Here is a 20,029-nt window from a genome sequence, read left to right as displayed (position 1 = left end):
CTATCTCTCTGCCCACCACAGTAATCTTCCACGCACAGCCAGCAGGATCCGGTCAAAGACAAAACCGAGGAGAGCAATGACAATGATGGAGGCAAACATCAAATCCGTTCGACCTGCAACATCAGCACTCAGGATCAAGAATCCAAGCCCCAAGCCATTGGAAGACCCGATCATTTCCGAAGAGAACATCATAATGAACGTCAGACCCAGTGATACCCGCAAACCATCGAATATTTTGGGCAAAGCAGCAGGGAATACGACCTTCCTTAAGATCTGAAAACGACTGGCTCCCATATTTTCTCCTGCCCAGATAAATACGTGGTTTACCCCATGAACGCCATCCCTTGTTGCAATAAAGCAAGGAAAAAATGCAGTCAAGAAAATAATTAGAATTCTCGTTACATCAGAAATGCCAAACCAGACCATCAGGATGGGAAGAAGCGCAATCTTAGGAACTGGGTTAACAATGGTAATTAAGGGTTCAAAAAACGCTCCAATTTTTCTGTAATATCCAGCGACGATCCCGAATGCCACTCCCGTTATCGCAACAATGAAAAAACCTATCAGCGATCGGTAGAGACTGACCCCTGCATTCATGAAAAGATCGCCAGTAACCAGCAGTCCCCATAATTGGGAGCCAATAATAGCCGGGTTTGCCAAATAAGAAGGGATAAGCTGCGCATAGGCGAGTCCTTGCCAAACGATGATGATGACAATCAGTTCAATGAACGCAATTTTTCTGAAGCGCTTATCCATTAACTACCTCCGATACTTTCAAATGTGGTTTCGCATGCTCCTGGTGAAGCAAATCCCAAATGTAGTTGCGGTAATCAGTGAATTCTTTTGTCTTGTGAATGTCAAGATTACGCGGTCTTGGAAAATCAATCTCAATGATTTCTTTAATGACTGCAGGCCTTCCTGTAAATACAACAACAATATCACTTAGGAAAACAGCTTCATCAATATCATGGGTAACGAAGAGTACGCTCTTTTGGGATTCCTTCCATATACGTTGCAGCTCCACTTGCATATTTTCCCTCGTTTGGGCATCCAGAGCGCCAAAGGGTTCATCCATCAATAAAACATCAGGGTTAAAAGCCAATACACGTGCAAGCGAAATTCGCTGTTTCATCCCTCCGGATAATTGAGAAGGCAAATGGTTTCTAAACTCCCACAGGTGGACGAGCTTCAGATAATTCTCTACGATCCCCTGACGCTCTTGTTTTGGAACTCCTTGAATCTCTAAACCCCAAGCTACATTTTCACTCACGGTTTTCCAAGGAAACAAAGCAGATTCCTGGAACATCATGCCTCTATCTGGCCCCGGTTTATCCACTTCCTTCCCTCGGATTCGAACCGTTCCTTTCGTCTTTGGAATAAAGCCCCCAACAATATGCAGGAATGTACTTTTTCCGCACCCACTTGGTCCAACGACGCTGACGAACTTTCCTTCCGGAATACTCAGGTTCACTTCCTTAATAGCAACTACCTCTTCATTCCTATCCGAGTAAACCTTGCTTAGGCTATCGATTTCAATCGCTGGAGTTTGCTTTCCCACAGTCATTTCCTCCTTCAACTTTTTTGAGAGTATGGATACGGGCAAGCAGACAGCCTGCCCCAAGAATATTCCTGCTTATGGATTGGGCAATAAGCTCGTGTCCAGGAGTTGCTCTAGATCGACCGCCTTGTCAATCCACTTTTCCTCAATGAGAATATCCTGGATTTTCTTCCAGCCCTCTTGATTGAGCGATGCAGTCTCTGACCTGTTAAAATCCTTCACATTCAAGTAAAATTCCGGTTCACTTTTTACCTTCCCTGCGTCAATCAGCTTCTGGCGCACTTCCTTTTCGTTTTCTAGATAATATTTAGTAGCAGCCACATAATCGGCCAGGAAGTCCTTAACCGCTTGCTGGTTTTTCTCCATAAATTCAGGATTCATAAACATGACATAAAAGTCCTCATCTACATTCACTCCCGTTTTTGAAGTGAATACTTGCGTGAATTCACCACTTTGTTCGGCTTTTACAGCATACTCAGAAGGAAACATCCCTACATCAATTTTCTTTGATTTAACCGCTTCCAACATAGAAGGAATTGGGATAATGGCATATTTCACATCCGCATCCGGATTAAGCCCCACAGACCTTACAGCTGCACGAGCCCACATATCCGTCGGCGATTTAAAATCCGGAATACCTATCGTTTTTCCCTTTAGATCTGCAGCAGAACTAATCCCTGAGTCTTTCAACGCTAAAAATTGCGCATTAAATCCTTTTCCAGGGGTTTCTTTTGCAATTCCTGCTACAACTTTAATTGGAACCCCTTGCGAAGCTGAAAGAATGGCTGCACCCTGACCGATTGATCCAGCATCGATCTGCCCTGCTTGATAGGCATTAAGACGGTCTGCATTGGCTCGAAATTGAGTCATTTCTAACGTATAGGTCTTGCCTTGATTCGGAGTCAGGGATGGATCGATTTGCATTAGCCAAAGATTCTCTTCCGTAGAGAAACCACCGCCATAACGGATCGCAACTGGTGCATTGCTGGTAGATGATTCTGTCGAAGCAGCCTCCGATCCGGTTCCTTGCGCAGTACCCCCAGATGAGTTCTGGGCCGTTCCACAGCCTATTAATCCCGCAAGCAATAATCCTGATAAGCAAAGATTGAATAGTCTTTTTTTCATTTTGCTTTTCCCCCTTGGATTGGTTTGTTCATTGAAATTATCGCTGATTTATTTCGAATTTTTAAAAAATAAAGATTAACTCTTAACTTTACCTTAACAACACTCCTTTCCATTGTTTTAAATACAAAACAATGTTTTAATATTGTTTATAGTGCTATATTATTATTTTTCAAAACTGTTTGTCAATATTTTAGCCCAAAAAATATTTATATACAAAAATATGTTTCTTATATAAAACACAAAAAATAAGACACAGTGGAATACCGTGTCTTTTATTAAATGGTGATATTTAATTACATCTTCTCTGGAGCACTAACTCCAATTACTCTCAACGCATTGCGCAGCGTGGTTTGCACCGCCAACATGAGGTTCAAACGCGCAATCGTCAACGCACGATCTTCTGTTACCACGTGTTCTGCATTATAGAAGCTATGGAACAGCGTAGCCAGTTCGTGAGCATAACGCACGATGCGGTGTGGAGCATATTGATCCGCAGCCACACTAATTTCCTCAGGGAATTGTCCAACCTTCTTCAGTAGTTCAACTTCCTTCTCCGAAGTAATCAAGCTAAGGTCAGCCTTCGCACCTTTCCACTCGATGCCCTCTTCTTCCGCCTTACGGAATATGCTAGCAATCCGAGCATGCGCGTATTGGACATAGAAAACAGGGTTTTCGTTAGACTTCGAGACAGCCAAATCCATATCGAAATCCAAGTGAGCATCTGAGCTTCTCATGGTGAAGAAATAACGAACTGCGTCTGTACCTACCTCTTCCATTAAATCTCTCATGGTAACGGCTTTTCCTGTCCGCTTGGACATCTTCACTTTTTCGCCGCCTTGGTACAAGCTCACCATTTGGTTGATGATCACATGAAGCTGGTCGGCATTATAGCCTAACGCTTGCATTGCTGCCTTCATTCTTGGAATATACCCGTGATGGTCAGCTCCCCAAATATTAATCAATTTCTCAAATCCGCGCGAAAACTTATCCTGGTGATAAGCAATGTCCGGGGTTAAATACGTATAGCTTCCATCATTCTTGATCAACACGCGATTTTTATCATCGCCAAAGTCCATAGATCTTAGCCAAGTTGCTCCTTCTTCCTCGAAGATAAAGCCTCTCTCGCGAAGCTTCTCTACAATCTTGACGACAGCCCCGGATTCATAGAGAGAGGTCTCGCTAAACCAAACATCAAATTCAACTCCGAAATCTTTGAGGTCCTTCTTTAGCTTCGCCAGCTCTTTTTCCAAGCCATATTCGCGGAAAAACTGAAATCTTTCTTCCTCACTCAACCGGGCGTACTTGTCTCCCGCTTCCTTAGCCAGTTCTTGTCCAAACTCAATAATGTCTTGCCCATGATACCCATCTTCCGGCATCGGCCAGTCTTTACCGAGTGCTTGCATATAACGAGCCTCGATGGAATACGCAAGATTAGCAATCTGATTCCCTGCATCATTAATATAGTACTCACGACTCACGTTAAAGCCAGCCATGTCCAGCACGTTGCAAAGCGCATCACCTACCGCCGCTCCGCGGGCATGTCCCAAATGAAGGCTCCCTGTCGGATTAGCACTGACAAACTCGACCTGGATCTTCATCTCCTGACCAAAGTTCGTGCGGCCAAACCCTTCCCCTGCAGCAATAACTTGTGGGATCACATCGGTTAGGTAGCTATTATTCATATAAAGGTTAATAAAGCCAGGGCCTGCAATCTCTACCTTAGAGATGTTTGCTTTCGCTTGATCTAAATTTTCTAGAATGGCTTCCGCGATTTGGCGAGGCGGCTTGCGAGCGATCTTAGTTAATTGCATGGCAATATTGGTGGCATAATCACCATGGGCTTTGTCTTTAGGAACTTCCAAAACGAAAGAGGGGATCTGCTCCGCCTCTACCACTCCCGATTTAACAGCCGCTTGTTTAATTTCTTCTATAATGGACTCTTTTACTTTCTCAACGATATTCATGATATACCCTCCATCTTCATATCCACTGCATAATGTCCTAAATGATCCCCATTCAACTTCAACTGATACTTCATGGAAACTCTGTGTTCACTTACTTCGATGGATTCCGTCCTCGTTTCCATCCACATGACACCAAAAGGTCCTTCGTACTTCCCTTCCGTCCACTGCCCCACGATGTATTCCTGTCTCATACGGATCGCACCGGTGCGTATAATCGTAACCATTTCTGCGGAGAGCTTCATCGTCGTCGATACCAGCTGATTCTCTCCCAAGTCTTCTTTATATACAAGATACCAACCCTCCCCTTTAGGAAACAGCTTGCCTGAGCAATTCTGCTCGAGAATTTGATTCTGCTCCTTCATATGGGTTCGAATATGTATTTTCACTAATTCCATGGAATCACCTAGATTTTTCTCATATTCTTCTTATTTTAGGTATTTTTCATAGCAAAAACAAGAAGACAAGAAAAAAACCTTCTAAAATGGATTCAGAAGGTTTTTATCATCTAGATACGTACAGAGTTCCCCTGCAGTTTCCACGTCTTCTTCCAGGAAGATTGGGCAGAAATCAAGATTAATAAAGCTACGATTCCCACACAGGAGTATGCGAGGAATCCCGTGGCATACGTTCCTGTAAGCTGTTTAAGTGTCCCAAGCAAGTTAGGGACAAAGAATCCACCAACGCCTCCAGCTGCTCCCACAATACCGGTGATCATGCCAATTTCCTTTTGAAAACGTTGTGGAACCAACTGGAATACAGCCCCATTTCCCATTCCTAAGCAACCCATTCCGATAAAAAGCAGCACCATGACGACTGCGAAGCTTGGCAGCTGACTCACACCAAACATCATCAGCGCTAGCCCGATAAACAGGAATGTAAGGACGCGAATTCCTCCAAACTTATCTGCCAGATAGCCGCCGACTGGACGCAAGAAGCTTCCTGCTGCCACGCATAGGGTAACGAAATCCCCAGCCGTAACTTTAGACACTTGATATTGATCTACGAAGAAGATGCTAAGAAAACTAGTTAGTCCAACAAAACCGCCAAAGGTTACACTATAAAGCAAGCAGAAATACCACGTATCTTTTAATTTGAACAAACCGAAGTATTCCTTAAGAGGCTTAGGTGCCGGTTGAGATGGTGCATCCTTAGCCATGAACAAATACGCAATAAAAACAAGAACTAGAGGAATAAGTGCAAAGCCGAAAACTGCGTGCCAGCCATAGGCTGTAGCAATCCTTGGCCCAAACAAGGTCGCAAATAGCGTTCCGCTGTTCCCTGCTCCAGCGATCCCCATCGCCAACCCTTGAAGATGCGGAGGGTACCAGCGACTAGCCATAGGAAGAGCTGCAGCAAAACTAGCTCCCGCAACACCTAATAAAATACCAATCGCATAAAGCTCACCTATATTCGCACCAAACTGCCAACCCCAAATCAGCGGAACCATCGTGACCACCATCCCGCCAATAGCGGTTTTTCTAGGTCCAATACGATCGGTTAAAATTCCGAGGACAATGCGGAAGATAGAACCACCTAGAATCGGAATAGCGACAATCATCCCTTTTTCTGCAGCCGAGAGACCAAAATCCTGAGTGATAAACACCCCTAGTGCTCCGAGCAATACCCAAATCATGAAACTAACATCAAAATACAAGAACGATGCAACTAACGACGGCGTGTGACCACTTTTTCTTAGATCCCCAAGTTTCATCCTCTACACCTACCCTTTATCATTCTTTTTTTCCCTGACTTCGTTGTCTAATATAGTTATATAACATTTTGTATTTTTGCATATTATTTGTGTTAAGTAATGTAACATGGATTTTAAATACAAAAAAAGATGACCTCGCTTAAGGTCATCTCATTATCCTCTATTTAATAAACGTAAGCAGCATTTCGCGAATGATCTTCGATGCTACAATTTGGGTTTGTTCGGATGGGTCATAAACTGGAGCCACTTCAACCAGGTCGCACCCTACAATGTTGATCCCCGCGTCTCCAATCGCATGAATGGAAGCCAACAATTCCTTAGAGGTAATTCCCCCCGCTTCAAGGGTTCCCGTTCCAGGAGCCGCTGAAGGATCCAACACGTCAATATCCACCGTTAGGTAAACAGGACGATTACCGATGGTAGGAAGCACTTGCTTTAACGGCTCCAGAACATCGAATTTAAACAAATTCATGTTTTCCTTCGCCCAAGCAAACTCTTCTCTTAATCCGGAACGAATACCAAAGGAATAGACATTTTTCCCACCCATCAGGTCGCATGCTTTTTTAATGGGCGTCGCATGGGATAAAGGCTCTCCTTCATAATGATCGCGCAAGTCTGTATGCGCGTCAAAATGGAAAAGCACCAAATCTGGGTACTTCTTATACATCTCCTGAATGATCGGCCAAGAGACTAAGTGCTCTCCGCCCAGTCCAATCGGGAACTTGCCGTCGGAAAGCAGCTTCCCTACATAATCCCCAATCAATTCTAAGCTTCGACCTGGGTTTCCAAATGCCAAAGGAATATCTCCCGCGTCGAAGTAATTAACTTCTTCCAGATGGCGATCTACGTAAGGGCTGTATTCCTCCAATCCAATGGAAACCTCGCGGATGCGTCCAGGGCCAAATCGAGAGCCCGGGCGGAAGCTTACCGTAAAGTCCATAGGCATGCCGTAGATCACAGCTTGCGCTTTTTCGTAATCTTGCTGAGCTCCAATAAAAATATTGCCGGAGTAAGCTTCATCAAATCTCATCGTAAGTTCCTCCTACTCAACCAAGGCTTTTACAAACTTAGGAAGCTTAAAGCTAGCATGGTGAAGCTCAGGAGAATAGTACTTCGTTGGTAGATCCTTAATATCTGCTTCATTAACGTTTAATGGATCATGCTTCTTGGATCCTAAAGTGAACGTCCACATGCCAGATGGATATGTTGGGATATTGGCAATATACGTGCGTGTAATGGGGAAAATTTCGCGAACATCTTTGTTGACCTTTTGGATTAGATCGGCCTTAAACCAAGGATTATCGGTTTGAGCAACAAAAATTCCGTCTTCCTTTAACGCTTCGAAGATCCCTTGGTAGAAACCACGCTCAAACAAAGGAGCTGCAGGTCCAACAGGCTCTGTAGAATCCACCATGATCACGTCATAAAGATCTTTGCTCTTAATAATGTGCATAAAGCCATCATCCACTTTAACTTCTACGCGTGGGTTGTCCAGCTCTCCTGCAATTTCAGGTAGATACTTCTTGGAGTATTCGATCACTTTTCCATCGATTTCAACCAGAACGGCTTTTTCTACGCTCTCATGCTTTAGGACTTCGCGAATTACTCCGCCGTCTCCACCACCGACAACCAAGACGGTCTTCGGATTCGGATGAGTGTGCAAAGCAGGATGTGCCACCATTTCATGGTATACGAATTCGTCGACTTGGCTGGTCATCACCATACCATCAAGCAACAGCATGTTGCCGAACTCTTCGGTTTCGACCATATCTAATTTTTGAAATTCGGTTTGCTCTGTATGTAAAGTCTTATTGATCTTAATGGTAATTCCGAAATTCTCTGTTTGCTTCTCCGTGAACCAAAGTCCTGCCATGATTCATTCCTCATTTCCTTTAATTTTCCACATTTATCGGTAGTGTTTGTCTATCTTGAGAAGAATATCCATACCTTTTCAAACAACAAATTACATTATATTCGGTCGGTCCTCTGGATGCAATAGAAGTATAAGAATTAATAGAATTCCCCATACTGGTGATAGATATGTTCATTGGAATGAGAAGGGGGGAGTTCTTTTTGGAAGTCATACGCAACATCCCGTTGCTTCGGATTTTTCGCTATTTTCGCAAGCTGTTTATGCTAGCTCTTGTTGCTCTTTTTGTTTCTGCCATTCTCTTAACTTTTACTCTTCTTTACCTGAGATCTCAGCCGCTTCCACCTTCTTTCATAGAGCAGACCACGTCCATCTATGCAGAAAACGGGGAAGTGATTGATACCTTGTTTGGCGGAGAAAATCGCACGGTGGTTCCGCTCGAGAGAATCCCCAACGAATTGATCCAGGCGACGATCGCCATTGAGGATAAAAACTTTTATAGCCACGTGGGCTTTGACTTTCTTCGCTTAGCTCGAGCGATCGTTGTGGACATCCAGCATATGGCCAAGGTTCAAGGCGCTAGTACCATTACCCAGCAGCTAGCCCGAAACCTCTACTTGACCCTAGATAAAACCTGGGAGCGTAAAATCAAGGAAGCCATTCTGACCATTCAGCTTGAACTGAATTACACCAAAGATCAATTAATGGCGCTATATTTAAACCAAATTTACTACGGACATGCAGCCTATGGCGTTCAAGCCGCCTCCAAAACTTATTTCGGCAAGGATGTGAGCGAGCTGACTCTAGCCGAAGCCTCCTTGCTTGCAGGAACGCCTAAAGGGCCTGGCATTTACTCGGCTTATCTGAATTTTGACCAAGCCAAGCTGCGTCAACGTCTTGTCTTAAATGCCATGGTAGACCAAGGCTTTATTACAAAAGAACAGGCCGATCAAGCCCATGCGCAAGAGCTTCACCTTGCGGGATTAGTCCCTTCTTCTCAAAGGGTGATGGCACCCTACTTTCGAGACTATATTACCTTTCTAGTCAAAGAAAAGTATAAGCTTTCTGAAGAGCAACTGATCCACGGGGGACTCAAAATTTACACGACGCTAGATCCGGTCATGCAGGAAAAAGCAGAACAAACGGTAGAGAAGTACTTGCCGAAGGATCGTCCCCTGCAAGCCGCCTTAGTCGCTATGGATCCTCACACAGGGGCGATCAAAGCGATGGTTGGGGGCCGTGATTACAAAGAAAGCCAATATAATCGAGTGTTTGCGAAACGTCAGCCTGGTTCAAGCTTCAAGCCTTTTTTGTACCTGGCTGCACTCGAGAATGGATTTACTCCTTTGTCTGAGCTCAAAAGTGAACCCACGGTATTTACCTACGGAAACAATCAGGAATACGTACCGCGAAACTTCGGGGATTCTTATCCTAACGGGTTTATTAATCTCCATCAAGCCATCGCTCGTTCAGATAACATTTATGCCGTCAAGACGCATATGCTGCTGGGTGAAGACAAGCTGGTGGAAACCGCCCAACGACTTGGCATCCAGAGTAAGATGACGGCCATCCCTTCTCTTGCTCTAGGAACCGTTCCCGTTTCACCAATGGAAATGGCTACTGCCTACTCCACGATTGCGAATCTAGGAGAAAAGGTCGAACCGATAGCTATCGTACGCATTGAAGATCAAGAGGGAAAAGTGATCGTCGAGGAAAAAGGCTTACGGACACCGGTCGCAGACTCTGTTTCCACGTTCTTGCTGACGCACCTCATGCAGGGGGTATTCGAGGAAGGGGGAACCGCTCACCGTGTTTCCGCGCAATTGAACCGTCCGGTGGCGGGAAAAACAGGAACCACCGACTATGACTCTTGGCTGGTTGGCTTTACACCTCAGCTTACGCTAGCCGTATGGACAGGTTATGACGAAGGAACCAAGATGGATCCCGTTGATGATTCTCGGTTAGCTGTCCCGTTGTGGGCGGAGTTTATGGAAAATGCTTTGGCCGATCGTCCACCGTCCTTGTTTGAAGTTCCAGATGGCGTCCAATCCGTTTATATCAATCCGCAGAATGGGAAATTGGCAACCGCTCACTGTCCGGTTCAAGAGCTCGTTTATTTCTCTACTGGAACGGAACCTACAGAATATTGTACGGAGCATTTACCACCTGGCGTGGACCCTGAGCAACCCGCGAATGAAGCTAGGAATGAGCCAGAAAAATCGTTCTGGAAAAGGTTGTTTGATTGGTAGGTTAGTTATATCCATCAAGTTTTGAGATTTATCCATCAAACTTCTGGATATATCCCTCAATCTCAACGATATATCAATCACTTATTTCTAAGTAGAAGAAAAGAGGGCTCATCAGCCCTCTTTTTCTTTTAACACTCTTCACTTCCACCCAAATTTCCTTCTCCATCTGTAAACACATGGTCATTATGGATGGTAATAAGGCCATTTTGCTGTAGCTGCTGCAATACCTCAAATAAACTTTCTCTCTTCCCCGCTGGAAGCTGGCGGACAAAGTCGTTAATTTGTTCAGGTGCGACATTATTAGAGAAATGGACGCCTCCATGGCGCGCAAAATGATCTTGATTATTGTTCATTGTTTTCACCTCACCGATCGGAATAACCATAGTGTTCCTCCTCGCGGTGAAAATATGTCAACCCTATTTTGTTACGTACTTAGAAATCCGAGGGAAGACCGTTCGGTTATGGGCATCTAACAGGGCTTTCGCTTCTTGGATGCGGTCGTCCTGCAGCAATTGGACAATTTCCCGATGCTCAGCTAAAGATCTTCTAATGTCTTGTTCTTCAATAAAGGCCATCGTTTGAACCGATAAGAGAGGCGTGCCTAAACGGGAGTACATATTTTTAATCACTTCACTCTCACAAGCGAGAATGAGTTGATAATGGAATTCATAATTTAACTTGGTATAATCACTCCCGACTTGACCCTCCATTTGACTCATAATTTCCCTCATTCTCTCTAGATAAGATGTAATATCTTTTCCTTCGAGCTTCTCGACGGCAAGATTCTCTAGAAAAATCCGAATTTCTAACAAATCCTTTATCTCTTCCGCCGTGTACCCGCGAACGACGGTCCCTTTTCTCGGGATTTTCTGGGCAAAGCCTTCTAGCGTGAGAAGGTAAAAAGCTTCACGGATCGGAGCTCTGCTTGTACCAAACTCTTCGGCATATTTCGTTTCAATCAGCTTTTCCCCTGGCTGAATCTTGCCTAAGATAATATCTTCTGTAATGCTTTGTTTGATCAAATTCGAGAGAGCGTTATTATCTATATGCTTCTTATTCATAAGCCGGACTCCTAACAGGTAGGTAGTATTTTAATTTTTTAGATAATAATAGTTAAATAAAAGGAGCAGAAACTCTGCTCCTTTTACTCGTCCTGTTGTTTCAGTGTGTAAACAACATATCTAAGTTTACAACTTTTTAGATCAGGAGACAATTCTCTCCCAAAAAAATTCATATTTTATTTTGTTTTAGCTTAAAGCTTCTTTTAGAAGGTCGGATGAATTCTCCCACATCGCCGGGTTGTTTTCGACAAGCAGCTTTTTGAGCGAAGCTTTTTCTTTTTCATCTAAATTTTCAAGAAGAATCTTGCGCTTCATGGCGCCATCCATTCGGTTGACGTGATCAGCGAGAATCTTCCATCCTCTGCGTGCTTCACGATCAACCAACATCTCACAAGAAGCTACTCCTGCATAATAAGCTCCCTTCTCATTACGATCAGCGGCCACCCAAACGATAAAGCATTTTTTCCCGTTGGGCACGTCATTCTTATCCGTAGAGAACTTGATTCCTTTTTCCACCTTACTTTTGGCATGAAGAGCGCCTATGTCAATGTAGGCCTCGTCGCCTTCAATGATCACAGCGGAAACATTGCTAAGATTAATCATCCCAGCACCGAATCCCCCATGCGTATTGGTGTTGCTGATAATATTTAAGTCGATCCCTTTTTTCTTATTATTCAACAAGTCCATTGATCCTCATCTCCTTTTTATACTAATGCTTGAAGCTCCGTGATCCATGTATAAGCCTCGTCAATCTCTTCATCCGAGTAGTTCGACTTCGCTTTTAACGTTTGAATTTTTTCTCTTACTTCCGCTTTACTTAATTTTTCAAAGAAAAGAACGGTAGAGACCAGTTCTAAAAACCGTGCGCTGGATTGGTTCATTTTATGCAAGACAGGCGAAAGATTCCCTACATCCGCCTTCACATGATGGAGAAATTCCTTGCCCTTATCCGTAATCCTATAGCGATAGACATTGTAATTTCCTTTATCCTCTAGGATCTCCTGTAAAAACCCAAATTGACATAACTCTTCGACTTCGAGCGTTAGTTCTTCTGAATAGGGGCCGTAAAAGTGGAACTGAAACTTCTGATTAAAATCATACTGCAGCTTCTGCGTAATATAAACGATCTTTTGCAGTTTTTTGCGCCCCACAACTTCCCCTGCCTGCTCCAGCAAGTAGAGCACCTTGGCATGTTCTTGCAACAACCTACTTCCCCCCTATACGCTTGCGGATCGCATCTGTCACCAGATCTTCTGGGTAATACAACTTATGGTCAAATCTGCGTTTCCCAGAAATGGCTTGTACAATCACTGACTTTCTTGAGAGCTCTTCTAAATCTCCGTTCGGCATAAGAAGAAGAATCGGCATTCTCTCTTCCTCTTCACTCTGACGATAGAAATCATAAGGCAAATCCGATGGGGAATCAAATTCAAGATAATAGCGAGGATCAATCCCATCCTTTACAAAGAGCGCCTCCAAGTCTGACCACATTCGGTAATCGTTCGGGTCATACTCTATGTATTTAAAAAGTCTCCGGTGAAGAAAGCGCTCGCACAAGTCGGACAATATCCTGTCTTTTTCCCTGCACCATTCATGAATATAGTATAATACCGTTGATTCATCAAAGTCCAAATACTGTTTCAGGGAAATCTTCCCTTCCTTAAAGAAGGGAAGCATAGGCTCGGGGAAAATGCGAAACGTATAATCTCCTTGGTAAAGCTCTTTGGCCCGTTGAAAAATTTTTCGCAAGATGACTTCCGCACTTCTTGTTACGGGGTGAAAGTAAACTTGCCAATACATCTGATAGCGTGACAGTATATAGTCCTCAACGGCATGCATCCCGCTGTACTTAATGACGACCTGATCGTCTACGATGCGCAACAAACGCAGAATCCGCTCAATATCAAAATTTCCGTAGTTAACCCCGGTATAATAAGCATCTCGAAGCAGGTAATCCATACGATCAGCGTCAATTTGACTCGTCACTAAGCTGACGACCAGCTTATTAGGATAGGTCTTGCCAATGACTTCGGACACCTTCTTGGGAAAATCATCGGAGAATCGTTTAAGAACCTGATTGATTTGAGTATTGCCTTCTACAATTTTTTGTGTCCACTCTTCGTGATCCGTCTTAAATACCTTCTCGAAGGAATGAGAAAAAGGACCATGTCCTACGTCGTGGAGTAAAGCCGAGCAAAGGCAAAGCAAGACCTCATCCTCGGATAAATGAAACTTAGAGATCATTCGCCTCATGATCTCATACACGCCTAATGAATGGTTAAACCGACTGTGCTCTGCTCCGTGAAACGTGTACAAGGATGTGCCCAATTGTCGGATGCGGCGAAGCCGCTGGAACTCTGGTGTATTGATAAGATCCCAAATAATCTGGTAGCGGACATGTACATATTTATGTACAGGGTCTTTAAACACTTTTTCTTCGTCTAAAAGAATGGGAGCTGTCATGGTCATCCTCCGTCCAGCTTGTCTTCCTATTCTTTAGTTTTTCTACACGCTGGGTATGGATTCCTTTAGCTTTTCCAGCAATTTCTTCATATCCTCAGGCACAGGCTGTTCAAAGCTTAGCTTCTCTTCCCGGAAAGGATGAAGAAACTCTAGTCGGTGGGCGTGAAGGGCCTGCCTTTGGATCCAAGGATGCTTTTTCCCATAGAGCGAATCTCCCAGCACCGGATGACCTAGATAATCAAAGTGAACGCGTATTTGATGCGTACGACCCGTTTCCAATTCCACGCTTACCAAGCTAGCCTCCTGAAACTCTTCTACCACTTCATAATGAGTAATGGCTTCTTCCCCTTTTGGCGTCACTTTTCTTTTCACGGGATGCTGTGGATCTTGTCCAATCGGCTCACGGATGGTTCCCTTCTTTTCCGCCAGGCGACCATGAACGATCGTTAAATAGGTCCGTTTGATGGTTTGCTCTCTCAATTGACGATCTAATAATTGATGAATGTAACTATTATTGGCCATCAACAGGAGACCTGAGGTGTCCTTATCTAGACGATGAACAGGCCGAACTTTACCTGTTACTCCCTTACTTAGCCAATAAAACGCAATTCCGTGTGCCAACGTTCCTGTTTGTCCAGGCTTAATCGGATGCACGATCAATCCAGCTTGTTTATTGACAACCAGGACCTCTTCATCCTCATACACCACATCGATAGGGATATTCTCCGGCACCAGGCTTCCTTCTTCCTTGTCTCCCACAAGCACCCGCAAGAAGTCACCTGTTTTTACTTTCTTCTTTAAAAATGGAACCTTACGATTTAAAAATAGCCCCTTCTGACGCGTTAACCGCTGAATCATCCGGCCGGAAATAAACAAGTCTTGTTTAAGTATATCTTCTAAAGTCTTTCCTTCTAATGGAGCTTCAATGGTAAGCTCCAGCCAATTCCCCTTGATCTTGGGCTTAATAGTCATGGCTTCCTCCTCTAGCAATAATGTAGCTATGTCTATTATCACCTGTTCGGCCAAGGATTACAAACTAGAGAAAAAAGTCGAATTTTCGCGCATATTGTCATTGCCTAAATTCGCCAACCGGGCTACAATATAGGTCTGACAGCAAATTTTGGAGGACATCTATGGATCCCTATACAAAAAGAATCAATAATATCGACGATTTTTCTAAGTTATATGCAGAACTAAAATCTCTAAATCGCTTAATGGAAAGTCATCCTGAACAAGAGTTTGAAATCAAGCAAAAGAAACAACTAGTCGAGCAGCGCCTCCAGCAGTTGATGTATATTGTTGCCATATGAAGAAGCTCATCCTCACCTGTATTCTCAGCTTATCCTTACTAGTGGCTTCCTCCCCTGTTTCAGCCCTAGAGTCCAAAACTACGTCCGTCACCCTATCAAGCGGGAAAAAGGCCGTCACCTATGTTTTGTTTCATCCCTCCGAACCGCTCGAACTAAAACCTGTCCTAGCCCATAATAAAGTAGGATTGACAGAAGAGTTAGCCAAGATGGCCCAGCGTAACCAAGCTGTCGCAGCGATTAATGGTACTTTCTTTAATCCTTATGATACCAAGGATCTTCAGCCGTTAGGTGCTCTTGCCATAAACCAAAGAATGGAGCACTTTCGAGGGGGACCCGTTGCGTTAGGCATTACTCAACAAAACGAATTATGGTTTGACGCAACGAAAAGTATCGCCATTCGAGGCAGCATCAATGGTTCAGAGGTATGGCCTCATAATTGGTATGCCTGGTTCATTAATCATGCACCAACATCTCAAGATGAAATTGTGATTTTTACACCTTCCTATCGGAGTGCCCAGCTTGATTTTCCTCAATTTTCGTTTGTGGTCGTAAATGATGGTAAGGTGACCTCGATCTCCAAAAATAAAGCAACCATTCCCGCCAAAGGATTTGTGATTGCTTACGGATCTAATCCAACAAACCAAGATCAGCTTCAACGTTTTCAAGTGGGAGATACCGTATCTTACCAAGTGGTCTATCCGGATGGGATCGGCTCTCCCCAGCATCTTTTGAGCGCGGGACCGAAGCTAGTGACGAACGGGAAAATATCGTTAGACTCTGCTGGGTTTACGGAAGACAAAATCACTAAAAACCCCGGTCAACGGAGCTTCATTGGGATGAAGGCAGACCAAACGATTCTCTTCGGGACCGTATCCAACGTGACGATGAAGGAATTAGCCCAACTGGTGATTAAACTAGGCTTAACAGAAGCAATGAATCTGGATGGTGGGGCATCTTCTGGGTTGTACTACAACGGAAAATACCTGACAAAGCCAGGTAGACTCCTAAGTAATAGCTTGGTGTTGGTGAAGAAAGAAAAGATACAAGCTCCAGCGATCCAAGTGATGATCAACGGAGTACCTCAGCGATATGATCAACGGAGTACCTCAGCGATATGATCAACCTCCGATGATGGTTCAAAACCGGACGCTCGTGCCATTGCGGGGAATATTCGAGGCCTTGGGAGCAGAGGTTCAGTGGCAGGCAGAAACCGAGACCGTTATAGCTACTAAAGGAGAACTCATGATCACCCTGAGAAAAGGGGCTAAAGAAGCGTTGGTCAATGATCAATGGGTACCGTTAGACGTGGCAGCTCAACCCGTAAATGGTCGAATGATGGTTCCTGCTCGTTTTGTCAGCGAAGCGATGGGAGCTAGAGTTGAGTGGGATAGTAAAGCTCTCCTAGTGAAGATTACAGCAGAGTGAACTAGCCGTAAGACTGCCCTTCAACTCGCCCTCCCAACAAGCTGAGGATTATAGTCGTAGATTTACGGTTATTTCCCAAATTGGCTCCTTTCAGGCCCATTTTAACCGTAGATTTACGACTAATTCAGCTGAAACCCTGCAATTTGAGGCTTTCCCGACCGATTAGTCGGAGCTACTCCGATTATTTCTCCCCTCAACTCACCCTCCAGTCCATTTAACCGGAATTTCACGACTATTGCTTCTTCTACCCCATCATCCTCTCCGCCAACTCTTCAATCTCTTTAGACAGCGATCGATCCTCCATCGATTTAGGCACCACTTCTCGAATTTGTTCATACCACTGTCGAGTCAGCGGGGCGAGTCGTTCAATTCCCCGGAAGTCACATGCCCTCGCTGCACAAATGGCTTCAATGGCTAACACGCGACGAACATTTTGAATGATTTCATAGGCATGTCGGGAAGCGATGGTTCCCATGCTGACATGATCTTCTTGATTAGCGGACGATGGGATCGAGTCCACACTGGCAGGGTGGGCGAGTGTTTTGTTTTCCGAAACAAGGGAGGCAGCGGTGTATTGAAGGATCATGAGTCCGGATTGCAAGCCAGGATCAGAACTCAAAAAGGGGGGTAAATCATTAAGCTGAGGATTAACAAGCCGTTCAATTCGCCTCTCCGAGATATTTCCTAGTTCCGCCATCCCTATTCCCAGGAAATCCATAGCAAACGCCATCGGTTGTCCATGGAAGTTCCCTCCGGAAATGACGGTACCATTGTGAGAAAAAATGAGGGGATTATCCGTTGCAGCATTCATTTCAACTAGCAATTTTTCTTTAACATAATGGAGCACTTGCCGAGTGGCACCATGAACCTGGGGGATACACCTTAGCGAATAAGCATCTTGTACTCTCAACTCTCCCTGCTTCGTCACGAGGCGGCTTCCTTCTAACAATTCTCTCATCCTTCTAGCCACTTCCACCTGTTCCGGATAAGGTCTGACCTGGTGAACCTCCTCTTGGAAAGCGTCCATAATCCCTCTCAGGGCTTCCATGGTTAGGGCTGCTGTCCGATCTGCATTATCAGCAAGCTTGACAGCTTCCAAATACGCAAGAAGGCCCACCGCAGTCATGGCCTGAGTTCCATTGATTAATGCCAAGCCTTCCTTAGCCGTTAAGCTAATAGGTTGTAAGCCTGCCACTTGCAAGGCATCCTTTCCACACATTACTTTCCCTTGTACATAAGCTTCTCCTTCTCCTATCAAAACAAGGGCAAGATGGGATAAAGGAGCCAAATCTCCACTCGCTCCCAATGAACCCTGAGAAGGAACTACAGGGTGAATCCCCCTATTTAAACAGCTCAACAACTGCTCCATCGTCTCCTTGCGGATGCCAGAAAACCCTTTCGCCAAAGCATTCGCACGGAGAAGCAGCATGGCCCGGCTAACCCTTTCATCAAAAGGTTTACCTACTCCCACGGCATGGCTTCGTATCAAATTCAGCTGAAGCTGCTCTAAGTATTCCCGGGAAATAATAACTTCGCTAAACTTGCCAAAACCTGTAGTCACTCCGTAGATAACCTGACCTTCCTCAATACTCCGTTCCACCACTCTGCGACTCTTGCCTAGATTCATCCAGGCCTGCTCCGTTAGCTCCACTTTCTCTCTGCCCAATATTACACGTTCCGCTTGATCTAAGGTTAATTGATTGCCGTCCAGGCGTACCGTCAATGTTGTCCTCTCCTTCAAAAGGATAAGAAAAGGGGCCTACTTCATAGAAACATGCGTTTCCGGTAGTCCCCCCTTACTCCATGGTATGCAATTAGGTTGTCGTACTTGCCTGTTTTCTTGCGGCTCGCTTGACGATTTTTTCGACTTTCTCAAGGAGTTCATCTTCACTTAGTGCGGTCACATGCTTGCCATTGACAATACAAAAACTTTTCTTATATCCAATTCCACAGTAGGATTGACAGCCCAATTTAATCTCGGCATCTGCATCAAGCTTTCTTAACTTGGGAAGCAGCGTTTTTACATTTGTCATTCGACATTCATCACAGACTCGAAATTCATTTGACATGTATATAACCCTTTCTCTATTGACCATCCGTGTTTCGATTTAAATAATTTAGGGCCGTGGCAGACAATAGGGCAATGCCTATTGGAAGGGCATCTTCATCTACATCGAATAAAGGATGGTGAAGTGGATAGGTTGTATTTTTTTCGGGATTACCAACCCCTAAACGGAAAAACACCCCTGGTACTTCGTGAGTGTAGTATGAAAAGTCCTCTCCCCCCATGGAAGGCTTCACCAGCGACCATTTCCCTTGCCCTAAAACTTGGTCCGCGGTTTGCAACACGAGTTCCACCATCTGGTCATCGTTAATGATGGAGGGATAGCCCATTTCATATGTAAACTCGTAGGTTGCCCCCATTGCTTCCGTTACGCCTTTAATCACTTGTTCTATTTTTCCTGGCATCTGCTCACGCAAAGCAGGATTAAGCGTGCGAACCGTCCCTGTCAAGGAGACCTCTTGTGCAATGATATTGTTTGCCGCTCCGCCGTTAATTGTCCCAATGGTAATGACAACTGAATCTAATGGATCGACCTGTCGGCTTGCGATGTGTTGCAGAGCCGTAATCACTTGAGCCGTGACGGTAATGGAATCTACGGCTGTATGTGGGTGCGCGGCATGGCCGCCTTTTCCCATGATCTTCATTCCAATAAAATCGGCTGCTGCACAGCCTACACCTTTAACTGCCGTAATGCTTCCAGTCGGAACAGCGGGAAAAACATGAAGACCCGCAATGGCATCAACCTTCGGGTTTTGCAGAACACCATCGTCCATCATGACGCGGGCTCCTCCTCCACCTTCTTCAGCAGGTTGAAAGATAAATTTAATATTCCCTTTTTGGGGCGGCATTACTTGGGTAAGAAATTGAGCTGCCCCCATTACTATACTGGTATGAGCATCATGGCCGCACGCGTGCATTTTACCGGGTACCGTTGACTGATACGCTACATTCTTCTGATCCTGCATCGGCAGGGCATCCATATCTGCACGCAAGGCAATGGTCGGACCAGGTTCCTTCCCTCGCAAGACACCCACCACTCCCGTGCGCCCTACTCCGGTTTGAACCTCCAAGCCCAAATTTTGCAGGTGTTTCGCCACGGCCTGGGAAGTCCGAACTTCCTCAAAGCTGAGCTCTGGATGCTGATGAAAATCACGACGCCAAGCAATCACTTGCTCTTTTAACCGGTTGGCTTGTTCTAGTAGGTTGTTCCCCATCTTTTTCTTTTGTC

At 44.8% G+C, this 20,029-nt stretch carries 21 protein-coding genes; 4 read left to right on the top strand and 17 right to left on the bottom strand.

Annotated features, from left to right (window positions below):
- The 8 genes from EIZ58_RS19020 to speE form a co-directional block, all read right to left on the bottom strand.
- Positions 1–756, bottom strand: coding sequence for an ABC transporter permease (locus EIZ58_RS19020; RefSeq protein ID WP_134702448.1), 756 nt, complete (start codon positions 754–756; stop codon positions 1–3).
- Entirely contained in the window at positions 749–1,564 is an 816-nt protein-coding gene (locus EIZ58_RS19015) for an ABC transporter ATP-binding protein (protein WP_134702447.1), read from the bottom strand. The genes EIZ58_RS19020 and EIZ58_RS19015 overlap by 8 nt, the downstream gene beginning before the upstream one ends.
- Positions 1,565–1,633: 69 nt before the next feature.
- Positions 1,634–2,683: an ABC transporter substrate-binding protein gene (locus EIZ58_RS19010; RefSeq protein ID WP_134702446.1), complete on the bottom strand. Its 1,050-nt coding sequence runs from the start codon at positions 2,681–2,683 to the stop codon at positions 1,634–1,636.
- A gap of 293 nt (positions 2,684–2,976) precedes the next feature.
- Complete coding sequence (gene argS / locus EIZ58_RS19005) at positions 2,977–4,647, bottom strand: arginine--tRNA ligase (protein ID WP_134702445.1); 1,671 nt, start codon at positions 4,645–4,647, stop codon at positions 2,977–2,979.
- Complete coding sequence (locus EIZ58_RS19000) at positions 4,644–5,042, bottom strand: YwiB family protein (protein WP_134702444.1); 399 nt, start codon at positions 5,040–5,042, stop codon at positions 4,644–4,646. The genes argS and EIZ58_RS19000 overlap by 4 nt, the downstream gene beginning before the upstream one ends.
- Positions 5,043–5,152: 110 nt before the next feature.
- Positions 5,153–6,358, bottom strand: a complete 1,206-nt coding sequence (locus EIZ58_RS18995; RefSeq protein WP_134702443.1) for an MFS transporter — start codon at positions 6,356–6,358, stop codon at positions 5,153–5,155.
- A gap of 160 nt (positions 6,359–6,518) precedes the next feature.
- Positions 6,519–7,388: an agmatinase gene (speB, locus tag EIZ58_RS18990; protein ID WP_134702442.1), complete on the bottom strand. Its 870-nt coding sequence runs from the start codon at positions 7,386–7,388 to the stop codon at positions 6,519–6,521.
- Between the two features lie 12 nt (positions 7,389–7,400).
- Positions 7,401–8,231, bottom strand: a complete 831-nt coding sequence (gene speE / locus EIZ58_RS18985; protein WP_134702441.1) for a polyamine aminopropyltransferase — start codon at positions 8,229–8,231, stop codon at positions 7,401–7,403.
- 200 nt (positions 8,232–8,431) lie between these two features.
- Here speE and EIZ58_RS18980 point away from each other — a divergent pair, with 200 nt between their 5' ends.
- Entirely contained in the window at positions 8,432–10,477 is a 2,046-nt protein-coding gene (locus EIZ58_RS18980) for a transglycosylase domain-containing protein (RefSeq protein WP_134702440.1), read from the top strand.
- Between the two features lie 128 nt (positions 10,478–10,605).
- Here EIZ58_RS18980 and EIZ58_RS18975 read toward each other — a convergent pair whose 3' ends face one another.
- The 6 genes from EIZ58_RS18975 to EIZ58_RS18950 form a co-directional block, all read right to left on the bottom strand.
- Positions 10,606–10,860 (bottom strand): hypothetical protein, encoded by a 255-nt coding sequence (locus EIZ58_RS18975; protein ID WP_240689183.1) that lies wholly within the window; start codon positions 10,858–10,860, stop codon positions 10,606–10,608.
- Positions 10,861–10,893: 33 nt separating this feature from the next.
- Positions 10,894–11,538, bottom strand: a complete 645-nt coding sequence (locus EIZ58_RS18970) for a GntR family transcriptional regulator (RefSeq protein ID WP_134702439.1) — start codon at positions 11,536–11,538, stop codon at positions 10,894–10,896.
- Between the two features lie 186 nt (positions 11,539–11,724).
- Positions 11,725–12,225 (bottom strand): YwhD family protein, encoded by a 501-nt coding sequence (locus tag EIZ58_RS18965; RefSeq protein WP_134702438.1) that lies wholly within the window; start codon positions 12,223–12,225, stop codon positions 11,725–11,727.
- A 17-nt stretch (positions 12,226–12,242) separates the two neighbouring features.
- Positions 12,243–12,743 (bottom strand): YwgA family protein, encoded by a 501-nt coding sequence (locus tag EIZ58_RS18960; RefSeq protein ID WP_134702437.1) that lies wholly within the window; start codon positions 12,741–12,743, stop codon positions 12,243–12,245.
- A gap of 1 nt (position 12,744) precedes the next feature.
- Positions 12,745–14,001 (bottom strand): HD domain-containing protein, encoded by a 1,257-nt coding sequence (locus tag EIZ58_RS18955; protein ID WP_134702436.1) that lies wholly within the window; start codon positions 13,999–14,001, stop codon positions 12,745–12,747.
- A 42-nt stretch (positions 14,002–14,043) separates the two neighbouring features.
- A complete protein-coding gene (locus EIZ58_RS18950) occupies positions 14,044–14,973 on the bottom strand; it encodes an RluA family pseudouridine synthase (protein WP_134702435.1) in 930 nt (309 codons plus the stop codon).
- Between the two features lie 161 nt (positions 14,974–15,134).
- Here EIZ58_RS18950 and EIZ58_RS33530 point away from each other — a divergent pair, with 161 nt between their 5' ends.
- The 3 genes from EIZ58_RS33530 to EIZ58_RS18940 are packed head-to-tail and all read left to right on the top strand — an operon-like array spanning position 15,135 to position 16,736.
- A complete protein-coding gene (locus EIZ58_RS33530; protein ID WP_167577795.1) occupies positions 15,135–15,311 on the top strand; it encodes a hypothetical protein in 177 nt (58 codons plus the stop codon).
- On the top strand, positions 15,308–16,429 hold the full coding sequence (locus tag EIZ58_RS18945) for a phosphodiester glycosidase family protein (RefSeq protein ID WP_134702434.1): 1,122 nt from the start codon (positions 15,308–15,310) through the stop codon (positions 16,427–16,429). Before EIZ58_RS33530 ends, EIZ58_RS18945 begins: the two co-directional genes overlap by 4 nt.
- Positions 16,401–16,736: a copper amine oxidase N-terminal domain-containing protein gene (locus EIZ58_RS18940; RefSeq protein WP_134702433.1), complete on the top strand. Its 336-nt coding sequence runs from the start codon at positions 16,401–16,403 to the stop codon at positions 16,734–16,736. The genes EIZ58_RS18945 and EIZ58_RS18940 overlap by 29 nt, the downstream gene beginning before the upstream one ends.
- A 244-nt stretch (positions 16,737–16,980) precedes the next feature.
- Here the strand turns inward: EIZ58_RS18940 and hutH are convergent, their stop codons facing one another.
- The 3 genes from hutH to EIZ58_RS18925 all read right to left on the bottom strand — a co-directional run bounded on the left by hutH (position 16,981) and on the right by EIZ58_RS18925 (position 20,015).
- On the bottom strand, positions 16,981–18,459 hold the full coding sequence (hutH, locus tag EIZ58_RS18935; protein ID WP_134702432.1) for a histidine ammonia-lyase: 1,479 nt from the start codon (positions 18,457–18,459) through the stop codon (positions 16,981–16,983).
- A gap of 91 nt (positions 18,460–18,550) precedes the next feature.
- Positions 18,551–18,805 (bottom strand): YuzB family protein, encoded by a 255-nt coding sequence (locus tag EIZ58_RS18930; RefSeq protein ID WP_134702431.1) that lies wholly within the window; start codon positions 18,803–18,805, stop codon positions 18,551–18,553.
- A 16-nt stretch (positions 18,806–18,821) separates the two neighbouring features.
- Positions 18,822–20,015: a M20 metallopeptidase family protein gene (locus tag EIZ58_RS18925; RefSeq protein ID WP_134702430.1), complete on the bottom strand. Its 1,194-nt coding sequence runs from the start codon at positions 20,013–20,015 to the stop codon at positions 18,822–18,824.
- Positions 20,016–20,029 lie beyond the last annotated feature (14 nt).

It is taken from the genome of Ammoniphilus sp. YIM 78166 (genome assembly GCF_004522215.1).
GTDB lineage: Bacteria > Bacillota > Bacilli > Aneurinibacillales > RAOX-1 > YIM-78166.
This window is presented reverse-complemented; position numbering and strand designations above follow the sequence as displayed.